At 50.6% G+C, this 11,580-nt stretch carries 13 protein-coding genes; 7 read left to right on the forward strand and 6 right to left on the reverse strand.

Features of this window, described 5'->3' with window-relative positions; all coding sequences use genetic code 11:
* Positions 1-19: 19 nt before the first annotated feature.
* The gene (ade, locus tag I0P70_RS10480) at positions 20-1,654 is read right to left on the reverse strand and encodes an adenine deaminase (protein WP_196117446.1); all 1,635 of its coding nucleotides are present in this window, start codon (positions 1,652-1,654) and stop codon (positions 20-22) included.
* Positions 1,655-1,913: 259 nt separating this feature from the next.
* On the opposite strand from ade, the gene cmk reads away from it, so the two are divergent.
* From cmk to I0P70_RS10515, 7 genes are all read left to right on the forward strand, one after another.
* On the forward strand, positions 1,914-2,615 hold the full coding sequence (cmk, locus tag I0P70_RS10485) for a (d)CMP kinase (protein WP_196117448.1): 702 nt from the start codon (positions 1,914-1,916) through the stop codon (positions 2,613-2,615).
* Between the two features lie 12 nt (positions 2,616-2,627).
* Positions 2,628-3,512 (forward strand): 4-hydroxy-3-methylbut-2-enyl diphosphate reductase, encoded by an 885-nt coding sequence (locus I0P70_RS10490; protein WP_196117451.1) that lies wholly within the window; start codon positions 2,628-2,630, stop codon positions 3,510-3,512.
* Positions 3,513-3,599: 87 nt separating this feature from the next.
* The gene (locus tag I0P70_RS10495; RefSeq protein ID WP_007656277.1) at positions 3,600-4,142 is read left to right on the forward strand and encodes a DUF502 domain-containing protein; all 543 of its coding nucleotides are present in this window, start codon (positions 3,600-3,602) and stop codon (positions 4,140-4,142) included.
* Between the two features lie 129 nt (positions 4,143-4,271).
* Positions 4,272-5,096: an alpha/beta fold hydrolase gene (locus I0P70_RS10500; RefSeq protein WP_196117453.1), complete on the forward strand. Its 825-nt coding sequence runs from the start codon at positions 4,272-4,274 to the stop codon at positions 5,094-5,096.
* Between the two features lie 58 nt (positions 5,097-5,154).
* Positions 5,155-5,640 carry a RimK/LysX family protein gene (locus I0P70_RS10505; RefSeq protein WP_040574139.1) on the forward strand — a complete coding sequence of 162 codons (486 nt, stop codon included), beginning with the start codon at positions 5,155-5,157 and terminating at the stop codon, positions 5,638-5,640.
* Between the two features lie 5 nt (positions 5,641-5,645).
* Complete coding sequence (gene rimK, locus I0P70_RS10510) at positions 5,646-6,548, forward strand: 30S ribosomal protein S6--L-glutamate ligase (RefSeq protein WP_007656282.1); 903 nt, start codon at positions 5,646-5,648, stop codon at positions 6,546-6,548.
* A 1-nt stretch (position 6,549) separates the two neighbouring features.
* Positions 6,550-7,491: a succinylglutamate desuccinylase/aspartoacylase family protein gene (locus I0P70_RS10515; protein ID WP_196117455.1), complete on the forward strand. Its 942-nt coding sequence runs from the start codon at positions 6,550-6,552 to the stop codon at positions 7,489-7,491.
* A gap of 118 nt (positions 7,492-7,609) precedes the next feature.
* On the opposite strand, the gene I0P70_RS10520 is transcribed toward I0P70_RS10515, so the two are convergent.
* The 5 genes from I0P70_RS10520 to I0P70_RS10540 form a co-directional block, all read right to left on the reverse strand.
* On the reverse strand, positions 7,610-8,110 hold the full coding sequence (locus I0P70_RS10520) for a hypothetical protein (protein WP_196117457.1): 501 nt from the start codon (positions 8,108-8,110) through the stop codon (positions 7,610-7,612).
* Between the two features lie 124 nt (positions 8,111-8,234).
* Positions 8,235-9,005, reverse strand: a complete 771-nt coding sequence (locus I0P70_RS10525) for a cyclopropane-fatty-acyl-phospholipid synthase family protein (protein WP_196117459.1) — start codon at positions 9,003-9,005, stop codon at positions 8,235-8,237.
* Between the two features lie 50 nt (positions 9,006-9,055).
* A complete protein-coding gene (locus I0P70_RS10530) occupies positions 9,056-9,721 on the reverse strand; it encodes an oxidoreductase (protein ID WP_196117461.1) in 666 nt (221 codons plus the stop codon).
* A 145-nt stretch (positions 9,722-9,866) separates the two neighbouring features.
* Complete coding sequence (locus tag I0P70_RS10535) at positions 9,867-10,718, reverse strand: S1 RNA-binding domain-containing protein (protein ID WP_196117463.1); 852 nt, start codon at positions 10,716-10,718, stop codon at positions 9,867-9,869.
* Positions 10,719-10,941: 223 nt separating this feature from the next.
* The gene (locus tag I0P70_RS10540; protein ID WP_196117465.1) at positions 10,942-11,556 is read right to left on the reverse strand and encodes a Dps family protein; all 615 of its coding nucleotides are present in this window, start codon (positions 11,554-11,556) and stop codon (positions 10,942-10,944) included.
* Positions 11,557-11,580: the final 24 nt, after the last annotated feature.

Genomic DNA, 11,580 nt, shown 5'->3' on the forward strand with positions numbered 1-11,580 from the left:
CCTTTTGTGGCAAGGTATACTATTCAGCTACAGGTACGAATTTAAAGTCATCACCGTTAAACAATCCTTTGTCGCTGAGTTTGAGCGAAGGTATAACGAGCAATGCCATAAACGAGAGCGTCATGAAAGGAGAAGCCAGTTTGCTGCCCATCTCTTTGCTCATGCGGTCGATGGCCGAGTACGCATTAGCTACTTCGTATCCATCGGCAGCTGACATAATTCCCGCTACCGGCAGCGGCAATAACTGTTCGTTATCGCCGTCCACAGCGGCTACACCGCCTTTTGCGCTGATGATCAGGTTCACGGCGCGGGCAATACTTTCGTCATCCACCCCCACTGCAATGATGTTGTGCGAGTCGTGGCCCACCGAGGAAGCGATGGCACCGCGCTGTATACCTACATTCTTGATGAAGGCCACGGCCGGTTCAGCGTTCTCGTAGCGGTTCACAACTGTGATCTTCAGCACATCCTGCGCCACATCTGACTGTATAAAACCATTCTCGATTTTCGGATCAGCCCATACCTGATGCGTAATCAGCTGGCCGTCAAAAGCCTCGATTACCCGGATCTTGCTGGCGCTATTGCCGGGTAGTCTGAATTGCTCTGGTGTTTTGGGTTCAGTGTTGAAGTTGTTGATCTCTTCGCTCTGCGTAAAAGCGATGTTCGATTTGCCGTTATCTGCTACTTTTTCACCGTTGATGTAGGTGGCTTCGATTATAAAATCGTCCAGGTTGTTTACCACGATGAAGTCAGCAGGGTCTCCTTCACGGAGCAGACCGACCTCCAGCTTGTAGTGCTCCACCGGGTTAAGGCAGGCGGCACGCAGCACATGGAACAGATCGTGGCCTTTGGCGAGGGCCCGCTTCACGAGCAGGTTCAGATGCCCTTCCACGAGATTGTCGGGGTGCTTGTCGTCGGAGCAGAACATAATGCTGTCCGGGTGGGTGGCGAGTAGAGGTATAAGCGCCTCGAAATTTTTGGCGGCACTGCCTTCGCGGATCAATATCTTCATGCCTACAGCGAGCTTGTCGAGTGCCTCTTCAGCTGTAAAACACTCGTGGTCGGTGGTGATGCCAGCCGATGCGTAAAGCGCCGCCTGCTCACCGCGCAAACCGGGTGCGTGTCCATCCACAGCTTTGCCATATTTCTTAGCCAGCTCGATCTTTTCCATCACTACCGGGTCGCGGTGAAGCACGCCGGGCCAGTTCATCATCTCGGCCAGGTATTTGATCTCGTCGCGCTGAAACAAGGTTTCGATGTCGACGGCCGTTATCTCGGCGCCAGCTGTTTCGAAGGGTGTGGCAGGTACGCAGGAGGGAGCTCCGAAGTAAAACTTAAACGGCACCTTCTTTCCGTTCTCCACCATATACTCCACACCGGCTATACCCAGCACATTGCCGATCTCGTGCGGGTCCGATACGGTGGCAACAGTGCCGTGCGGCACAGCCAGCCGGGCAAATTCGGAAGGTACGAGCATGGAACTTTCCACGTGCACGTGGGCGTCCACAAAGCCTGGTAAAATATAACTGGAAGAGGCCGTTGCCTCACGAACTATTTTAGAAATGCGGCCGTTTGACACATGGACCGTTCCCTCAAAAATCTCTTGCTGGTGCAGGTCGATGATGCGTCCGCTGATTGTGTAGGAGCTATGCATGGGTAGGACTGTCTTGTTGATATAAAATGCCCGCTGATGGGGATTGAACCCGTAAATTACTTTATATTTGCGTTAAATTAAGTCGTTTTGAGAAAGATAATTTCATACCTGATCGTTGCATGTGTTTTGTCCTCCGGCACTCTGGCGGGTTGCACAGCTAAAACACCACAGCAGAAAAAGACGGCTTCCTACATGAAAAAGAGCAAGCGCGGCAATGTGCCCTGCCCTTGTGATTCGAATTAATTTCTGAGAGCTTACCATGAAAAAAATTGTAATCGCCATAGATGGCTACTCCTCGTGCGGTAAAAGTACAACGGCCAAACTGGTGGCTGCCGAACTGGGCTACGCTTATATCGATACCGGGGCTATGTACCGTGCGGTTACGCTTTATTTTCTGGAGCACCACGTGAGTCTCACCAACCCTAAGGAGGTGAAGGACGCACTGGATAAAATAGATATTACTTTTCATTATAACCCAAAGGCCAAAAGAAACGAAGTATTCCTCAATGGGCTGAATGTGGAAGACGAGATCCGCAAGATGTACATCTCCAATCAGGTGAGTGAGGTAAGTGTCGTAAAGGAAGTGCGTCGCGCCATGGTGGCCCAACAACAGAAAATGGGAAAGAAACGCGGTGTGGTGATGGATGGTCGTGATATTGGTACAGCTGTGTTCCCGGATGCAGAAGTGAAGATCTTTATGACAGCCGACGTGGACACCCGCGCCAAGCGCCGTCAGGATGAACTGTTGGCTAAAAAGCAGCTGATCAACCTCGGTGAGATAAAGGAAAACCTGCTCAAGCGTGACCTGATCGACTCGACCCGAGCCGAAAGTCCGCTGCGCCGCGCAGACGATGCCTTTTTACTGGACACGTCGCACATGACCATTGATGAGCAGGTAGAGTTTGTGATTAATAAAGTAACTTCCCGTATCTTCAACAGTGATTATGCTTTGCAGGAATAGAGGAAAGAAGAGATGAATGTAACGATAGACAAGAATTCCGGTTATTGTTTTGGTGTGGAATTCGCCATTCAGATGGCGGAGGATGAAATGGAGAACTGCGAAGAGCTCTATTGTCTGGGTGATATCGTGCACAACAGCATGGAAGTGAAGCGGCTTTATGAAAAAGGGCTTCGCATCATCGACCGCGAACAGCTCAAAGAACTGCGCGACACCAAAGTGCTGATCAGAGCCCATGGCGAACCGCCGGAGACTTACAAAACAGCCTTAGAAAACAACATCGAACTGATCGATGCTTCCTGCCCGGTAGTGCTCAAGCTGCAGAACCGTGTGAAGCACGCTTTTGATGTTGACAAAACCAAAGGCGGACAGATCGTGATCTACGGTCAGGTGGGCCATGCCGAGGTGATCGGACTGGCGGGCCAGACAGGCGATGAGGCCATTATCGTGACGACAGAAGAAGACCTCGACAAGATCGACTTTACCCGTCCGGTGACTCTCTTCAGCCAGACAACCAAAAGCACCAAAGGCTTTTACCATATCAAGTCCCTGATCGAGGAGCGCTTGCAGCAGGCCAATCAGGACAGCACCGCTTTGAACGCCAACGACAGCATATGCCGTCAGGTATCGAACCGCGAGCCGCAACTCACCAAGTTCTCTGTAGAGCACGACGTAATCATCTTCGTGAGCGGCAAAAAGAGCTCCAATGGCAAGGCACTCTACAGCGTGTGTAAGCAGCACAACCCGAATAGCTACTTTGTGGAGAACGAGGAAGAGATTGAGAAAGAGTGGTTTGCCAATGCGGAGAGCGTAGGTATATGCGGTGCTACTTCCACGCCCATGTGGTTGATGCAGCAAGTAGCTGACAGCATCAAAAAATTTGACTTTGAAACAGTATAGGTATAGCCCTATACTACAAAATAGTGGCTTTTTAGCTACATTTAGGCTTTGCTTCGGCAAGGCCTATTTTTTTAAGCACCAGCAGACATGAGACGCATTTTACGCTATTTTTTGAACGGCCTACTTATTGTAGCACCTTTCACCATTACGGTATGGATCATCGTGGCCATTATCGACTGGCTGAATAGCATGTTCGACTTAGGGATACCCGGATTAGGTATATTCCTGATGTTTGTGCTCCTTACTCTGATCGGTTTTATCAGCTCGTCTTTCTTTGTAAAGCCATTCATTGTTATCACGGGGCGTTGGTTTAACAAAGTGCCACTAGTGGGCATCGTCTACTCCAGCATCAAGGATCTGTTCGATGCCTTTGTGGGCGACAATCAAAAATTCAACAAGCCTGTTATGGTGAAGATGTCAGAAGAGTCTGATAACCTAAAGTTTGGCTTTGTAACGCAGGATGCTTTGAGTTCAGTGAATGTTGAAGACCGCGTAGCCGTGTATTTTCCGCACTCTTATAACTTCTCGGGTGAGCTCTTTGTGGTACCCAAGCGCAACGTCGTATACCTTGACCTGCCCAGCAGCGACGTGATGAAGTTCATTGTGTCAGGTGGCGTGTCACGGCTGTGACAAGCTAATCGCTATACCTTTCATAGCTAGCAGTAGAGCGCTCACGAAATATCTCGAAATTTAAAGGCCCTTTTGTGTATCTTATTTGTATGCATGCCGAATAAGTGAAAGGGGATGTCATAATTCAGAATGCCTTACATCATACATAACGGTACGAAGCTTCATTACAGGGTGCTGGGACAGGGAACGCAGCCCTTACTGGCTTTCCATGGCTACGGCCAGAGCAGCAGCTACTACCTGCCCATGGGGCATGCGCTGGGCAGCGACTATACCATCTACGCCTTCGACCTTTTCTTTCATGGGCAGAGTACCTTGCACAAGGAGAACATGCCGCTCGACAAGGATTTCTTGCAGGAGTTGATCAGCTTATTTCTCAAAAAGGAAAAGATAGACCATTTCTCTCTGATGGGCTTCAGCATGGGAGGCAAATTTGCACTTACGCTAGTGGAACGCTTCCCGGAGCGCATCGACGAGCTTTTCCTGATCGCGCCGGACGGCATTAAGACTAGCTTCTGGTACAACATCGCCACCTACCCGGGTTGGCTGCAACAGCTCTTTAAACGCACCGTACTCAAGCCGGAGCCATTCTTCCGGTTGCTCAATGTGCTCAACCGGTATAACATGATCCACAAAAGCCTCGTGCGCTTCGCCCGCTTCCAGATGGACAGCACTGAAAAGCGCCTGCGGGTATACCGCAGCTGGATTGGCTTCCGTGAGCTCAATTTCGACATCCGGGAGATTGTCCGGTTATTGAACCACAGGCAGGTACCGGTTACAATGTTTCTCGGGGAGTTCGACCAGATCATTTCTCCCAAGCGGGTGAGCGTGTTTATTAAAGCGTTGCACAAAGGCGAGCTTGTTGTGCTCAAAGCCGGGCATTCGCACCTGTTGCAGGAGGTTGCCGAGTTGCTGCACGCAAAAAAGACCGGCGTTGTACCACCTCCAAAAATTTAACGCCCATTCCTTTCTCCAAATTGTCGTACGTAAAGCATAATGCTTAAATTGGCCCCTGATGAAAGAGGAGAACCTAAAAAAGCTCAAACCAGAGAAAAAGATCATTGGCAGGCGCGAGATGGTGGCCTTTCCTGAACTGGATATTGACGAGATAGAGGCCAAGATCGACACGGGTGCTTACACCTCCGCGATCCACTGCTCGGATATTCATGAGGAGACCCGCGCTGACGGAACTAAAGTGATCTGTCTGGACTTATTAGACCCGTCGCACCCGCAGTACAATCACAAAAAGCTGCGGTTTTCTGACTATAGTCTGCGCGATATCCGTAACTCGTTTGGGGATGTGCAGGAGCGGTATGTTATCAAGACCAAAATCAAGTTTTTCGATGAACTGATCGAGGCGGAGTTCTCACTTTCGGATCGAAGCGATATGAAGTACCCGGTGCTGATTGGTCGGAAACTGCTCAAAGGCCGGTTTATTGTGGACGTTTCCCGTAAAAACGTCTCACTCAAATTCAACAACAAACAAAAGAAGAATAAATAGTTTTTATGAAGATAGCGATTCTCTCTCGCAACTCTAAGTTGTACTCTACCCGCCGCCTGGTGGAAGCTGCCCAGCAGCGTGGCCACGAAGTGGTGGTGCTGGACCACCTGCGCTGCGACCTTGTGATTGAGCAGGGCGACCCGCACATCCTCTACAAGGGAGAACGCTTAACTGATATCGACGCCATCATTCCGCGAATCGGAGCCTCCGTTACTTTTTACGGCACGGCCGTGGTGCGTCAGTTTGAGATGATGAAAGTGAAGAGCGCGGTAGACTCTCAGAGCATTGTGCGCTCCCGCGACAAACTGCGCAGCAGCCAAATCCTGTCGCGGGCTGGGCTGGGTATGCCGAAAACAGCTTTCACGAACTATTCCAAAGAAACATCGATGCTGGTGAAAGAAGTGGGCGGTGCCCCTTTGGTGATCAAATTGCTGGAAGGTACGCAGGGTTTGGGTGTGGTGCTGGCCGAGACTAAAAAGGCAGCAGAGTCTGTAATCGAGGCATTTCACAATCTAAAAGCCCGTATTATCGTGCAGGAGTTTATTTCCGAGGCGGCAGGTGCTGACATCCGCGCTTTTGTGGTGAACGGCGAAGTGGTAGGTGCCATGAAGCGCCAAGGTAAGGAGGGCGAGTTCCGCTCTAACCTGCACCGTGGCGGCAATGCTACCCTGGTCAAACTGACCCGCCAGGAGAAAGCCGCGGCTTTGCTCGCTGCCAAGTCGCTGGGCTTAGGTATAGCGGGGGTAGACATGCTGCAGTCCAAGCGTGGACCGCTGATTCTGGAAGTGAACTCCTCGCCAGGGCTTCAGGGTATAGAAAAAGCCACAAATAAAGACATTGCGGCTAAAATAATTGAGTATGTGGAGGGACTGGTTCAGAAGAAAGTCTCCAAAAGAGTGAAAGAATAGCATGCCCGAAACGATTAAGATCAACGGTGTAAGTATAGACCGTGGAGAGAAAGTATTGACCCGACTTGTCATCTCCAAACTTCCCAGTGGTACCGTCATCGATATACCTGTTTATGTGTTCCGCTCCGTACACGATGGGCCGGTGCTCCTGCTGATGGCAGGTATGCACGGCGATGAAGTGAACGGCACGGAGATCATCCGTCGCATGATCACCAAAAAGATGCTGTACCCGCTCAAGGGGACCATCATCGCGGTACCCATTCTGAACATTTACGGTTTCCTGAACTTTTCACGTGACGTGCCGGATGGCAAAGATGTGAACCGAAGTTTCCCGGGTAACAAAGAAGGTTCACTGGCCAGTCGTGTGGCGCATCGCTTTATGAAAGAAGTAATGCCCTACATCGATTACGGTGTGGATTTCCATACAGGTGGCTCTAGCAGAGGCAACTATCCGCAGATTCGCTGCGTGTTGGCCGAGCCGAAGAATCAGCAACTGGCAGAGGCCTTTGCCGCGCCCTTTACGCTGAACGCCTCTTACCGGCAGGGTTCACTCCGCAAGGAAGCCGCTAAACTGGGCAAGCACATTCTGGTATATGAAACCGGGGAGTCACTTCGTTTCGACGAAAGAGGTATAGCAACGGGTATAGAAGGTACTCTGCGCCTGATGCACCACCTGGGTATGGGCAATGCTGCTCCTTCACCTACAGAGCCGACCACCATTTGCATGAAAGACATCTGGGTGCGCGCAAAAAATGCGGGCCTGTTCCGTAGCAATGTAGCGGAGGGTGGCTATGTAAAAAAAGGACAGATTGTGGGTACCATTACCGACCCTTACGGTGAAATGGAAGTGCGCCTGAATGCGCCGGCAGCCGGCTATGTGGTAGGGCTCAACAATATGCCTGTGGTGAATCAGGGCGATGCTTTGATGCACATTGCCTTCTAGGTATAGCTACTCAGAAGTGACCAGTGTGATAAGCAGCTGATCGTTTCAGAACCGTATAAGAACAAAAGCGCCCGCTACTGAGCAGTAGCGGGCGCTTTATGTTAAGGCTTTTCAGTTCTTAGAATACGTAACGCACGTGCAGGGCAGAATCCCAGAAACCACGGCCATGCGGGATGTTGATATAAGGCTTGATATCAGCACCGATCGTAAACGGAATGTCACGGATGTAGTATTCCAGGCCTAATACGCCATCAATACCAAAACCTACAATGTTGTCATCATAGTATCTGTCGCGTCTGTGCTTGTCATAGTAGTAGTAATAACGACCCTCGTAAAAGCCAATGTGGCCACCCAGACCATAGTACCACTGCAGGCCTTTTGCATTGAAGGCAGGTGCGTGTTTTTCATAAAGTACTGTAACAACAGCGCCTCTGTGGCGGAAACCTGTACTCAGAATGCCTTCAATTGCGGCGTCGCTTTTAATAAAATGCTTTATGGTAAGACCAGAAGCTACACCACCTCTGAAGCCTATACCTGTACTGTACTCCTGTGCCTGTGCACCGAAAGCAAGCGTCATCACCAAAGCCATGGCGAATCCTACGCGAAGAAATGTTTTCATTGTTCTATTGAAAAAGTTATATCTGGCTTGCCAGACAGGTATGTCCAGCTGGCGGGTGCAAAAATATAACTTCTTGCGTTTGAAAAAATTAATAATTGCAATTTGAACAAAAAAATTACCGCTGTCATTTGTAAGACTGCAGGTAAGCTGTTTTGGATGTTCGTCTGCCAATAAGCTTAAAAAACGTGATAAACTTATCTTTGTCAAGCTCTAGGGCTTTAGCAAAAGCATCTGCCTCCTCAGAGTTTTGATAGTCCTTAATGTATTGTTCCCGTACCAGGCCTGCCTCAGTCAGTTCGGCGGCAGCTTCTATTTCCACAAGTCCGGTCTTCTCCCAAAGCCTGCGCCACCAGTCTATGGTATGAATAAAGTACCAATAGTTCTGATAATCTTCTTGTAGGAATTCGGGTACCTGATCGTGGCTCTCGATCTCGGTGGTGAAGCAAACATCCACAATGGCGATGTGGCCTTCCGGCTTGATAAAGCGGGCAATGTAGGGCAGGTACTTCTCGTCAGTGCCAAAATAGGTATAGGAGTCCACGACGATTACAGCATCGAAATATTCCTCAGGAAAGGGGAGCGAACGAGCTTCCATCTCAAGGGGAAATACCTTGTCTTCGCAGCCCTCGGCACAGATGCGCTCGTAGTTGTCGCTGGCAGATACGGCTTCGTCCACGGCCCAAACGGTAACCCCGAACTCCATGGCCAGAAAGATAGAGCTGATGGATTTGCCGCAGCCGAGATCGAGCACCCGCATGCCGGGCTTGAGATGGAGAGACTTGGTCAGGCTCTCGAGGTTAAAAAGCACGTTCTCGCCCATGGAGTGCTTGCGCACCCACTTCGGGTCATATTGTGAGGCTTTGGGGAATGCGCGGCGCAGGCTTCTGTTAGGCATAGGTATAGGTATAAGTTGCCTTGCAGCTTACGGGGCATGTATAGGGAGGGTTAGTGGCCCAGTCGCTCTATTTCGTCGGACAGGTATACCTTGTCGCCTTTCTGGTCCTGCGCAGCGGCATGCAGCATGGCGCTGGCCACTGTTTCAGCTTTAATGGGGCGGTATTTGCGCATTGGGCCGATCATCAGCACAGAGAGCGGCTTCATGATCCTGGCGCTGATCTCTTCGCCGGTGCGGTGCTCTTCACGCTCTCCCAGCAGGAGTGCCGGTCTGAAAATATGCAACGAAGTAAAGCCCAAAGCCTGAATATCCCGCTCCATTTCGCCTTTTACACGGTTGTAGAAAATGCGGGAGCTGGCATCGGCGCCCATGGCCGACACAACCAGGAACTGGGTGGCGTTACGGCGAAGCGTGATCTCGGCCAGCTGCGTGACATAGGTATGGTCTACTTTGTAGAAGGCCTCTTTGGTGCCGGCTTTTTTGATGGTGGTGCCCAGACAGCAGAACACATCGTCGGCGGCCAGTTCAGATGCGCTTTTCTTGAGGTTGTCGAAGTCGACTATCTGTTGGTCGAGCTTGGGGTGAATGATGGCGAGTTCGCGACGGCCAACGGAAATTACCTGACTGTAGCGGTCGCTTTGCAGCAACATAAGCAGCAAGTGACTGCCTACCAGGCCGCTGGCGCCGGCAATCAGTGCGGTTCGGGTTCGGTGCATGTAGGTTTGCGTTTCGCTGAATTACGTGAATGCCCGCCACATTGGTTAAAAAATGCGGTGCTTTCCTGTAAATAATCCTTTCAGGGCCGTTTTTGTTGTGAATTCAGCTCGAATCGCGTAGTTATCCTGTAAGTTACAGCGCGGCTTATTCCTCGCTTTTTAACCGGATGTGATCTGTGTCGATCTCGATCTTGCCTTCTTTGTACAAGCCGCCAATAGCTTTTTTGAATACCTTCTTGCTCATGCCCAGCATGCGGTATACCTCGTCTGGGCTGCTTTTGTCAGACAAAGGTAAATAGCCTTTAGCCGCCGCCAGCACTTCCATTACTTTATCCGCCGCCTCGTTCGATTCGCTCAATCCGGTGGTGCCGGGCTTGCGCAGGGTCACGTCTATTTTATTGTCTGGTCGGATGGTCTTGATATAGCCGCGCAGCTTGTCGCCCATGTAAAGCTCCTTGAACACTTCATTCTTGTAGAGCATACCCATGTAGCGGTTATTGATGATCACCTTGATGCCGATCTCTGTGAAGCCGGCTATCAGCAGCTCCACTTCCTCGTTTTCGGTCAGCTCGTTAGAGGCTTCGTCGTTGTGCAGGTACTTGCCAAGTTTGGTCGTGCCCACGATGCGATCAGAGGTATCGTCCAGGTATACATACACGCAGTATTTGCGGCCGGTTCGCATCTTTTCTTTCTGGTTGTGCAGCGGCACGAGCAGGTCTTTCTCCAGACCCCAGTCCAGAAAAGCGCCAAAGTCAGTGCTGTCTTTGCACATCAGGCAGGCAAACTCGCGCACGGTGGCGTAAGGCGTCAGATTGGTGGCAATCACACGGTCTTCGGAGTCGCGGTACACAAACACACGTACCTTGTCGCCTACCTTGGCCCCCTCCGGAATGTACTTGCGTGGCAACAGAATGTCGCCGTCTTCAGAGGTCAGGTATACGCCGAAGTCCACTTCACGCGCTATCTCCAGTTCGTTGTAATTGCCAAGATCTACCATGGTGCTGTTGTAATAAGTATAGGATGCTGCAAATATAGCGAAACCATTGCAGGTATAGCCTTCCGGTTTCGGCTGTTCCCCTTATACCTGAAGAGAGGGGCAAAAGGATACAAAAGATGGTTGGCTGAAGACAGATGAATAATGTGTTCAGACCTGACCTAGATAAAAAAAACAGACAGCCCACATGGACTGCCTGTTTTATAAGGTATAACCAGACTATAAATTAAGCCTTGGACTTCTTCGTAGTCTTCGCTTTGCCATTCTGGCCTTTGGCTGGCTCACCGTCTTCCTCCATGATATCATCTGGCTTCGCGATCAGTCCGATAGACAGGCCGTCTTCGCCCAGGAAGTGCTCGATGTGGTGGCAGCGGTCTTCAGTTTTGAGAAGCATGCCCTCTAATAGAGACTTGGTCGCGAAGTCTTCCTGCTCAAAGGCTTTCTTGATGGATTTGCGCAACTCCACGGCAATCGTCTTTTCGTCCTCCATGTCTTTTTTGAGCATCTCCCGGATTCGGAACACACCTTCTTCCTCGTGCGCGATATAGGAAAGTTCCAGCTGTTTCGCCGGGTGGCAGGTAGGGCAGTAGCCCATCACGGTGAGGCGCTCGGCTATGGCATCGTACTGCTCGTGGATCTGGATATAGTGCTCTTCAAAGAACAGGTGCAGGTCGCGGAACTGCGGGCCTTCCACCATCCAGTGGTGCTTGTGATACTGATTGTAAAGGGTGATAAACGACGACAGATGACGGTCCAGTTCGTTGGCCATTGCCGTGGCGGTAGTTTTGGACAGCCCAACCGGGTTGCCTTCATATTCTGATTTTTCTCTTAGCTTTTCCATGTTCAGGGTTTATTAAATTACTCT

This window comes from Pontibacter sp. FD36, from assembly GCF_015686655.1.
Classification (GTDB): Bacteria; Bacteroidota; Bacteroidia; order Cytophagales; family Hymenobacteraceae; genus Pontibacter.

Coding starts and splice junctions, on each gene's coding strand:
- ade (WP_196117446.1), bottom strand. CDS start 1,654: ATGCATAGCTCCTACACAATCAGCGGACGCATCATCGACCTGCACCAG.
- cmk (WP_196117448.1), top strand. CDS start 1,914: ATGAAAAAAATTGTAATCGCCATAGATGGCTACTCCTCGTGCGGTAAA.
- I0P70_RS10490 (WP_196117451.1), top strand. CDS start 2,628: ATGAATGTAACGATAGACAAGAATTCCGGTTATTGTTTTGGTGTGGAA.
- I0P70_RS10495 (WP_007656277.1), top strand. CDS start 3,600: ATGAGACGCATTTTACGCTATTTTTTGAACGGCCTACTTATTGTAGCA.
- I0P70_RS10500 (WP_196117453.1), top strand. CDS start 4,272: ATGCCTTACATCATACATAACGGTACGAAGCTTCATTACAGGGTGCTG.
- I0P70_RS10505 (WP_040574139.1), top strand. CDS start 5,155: ATGAAAGAGGAGAACCTAAAAAAGCTCAAACCAGAGAAAAAGATCATT.
- rimK (WP_007656282.1), top strand. CDS start 5,646: ATGAAGATAGCGATTCTCTCTCGCAACTCTAAGTTGTACTCTACCCGC.
- I0P70_RS10515 (WP_196117455.1), top strand. CDS start 6,550: ATGCCCGAAACGATTAAGATCAACGGTGTAAGTATAGACCGTGGAGAG.
- I0P70_RS10520 (WP_196117457.1), bottom strand. CDS start 8,110: ATGAAAACATTTCTTCGCGTAGGATTCGCCATGGCTTTGGTGATGACG.
- I0P70_RS10525 (WP_196117459.1), bottom strand. CDS start 9,005: ATGCCTAACAGAAGCCTGCGCCGCGCATTCCCCAAAGCCTCACAATAT.
- I0P70_RS10530 (WP_196117461.1), bottom strand. CDS start 9,721: ATGCACCGAACCCGAACCGCACTGATTGCCGGCGCCAGCGGCCTGGTA.
- I0P70_RS10535 (WP_196117463.1), bottom strand. CDS start 10,718: ATGGTAGATCTTGGCAATTACAACGAACTGGAGATAGCGCGTGAAGTG.
- I0P70_RS10540 (WP_196117465.1), bottom strand. CDS start 11,556: ATGGAAAAGCTAAGAGAAAAATCAGAATATGAAGGCAACCCGGTTGGG.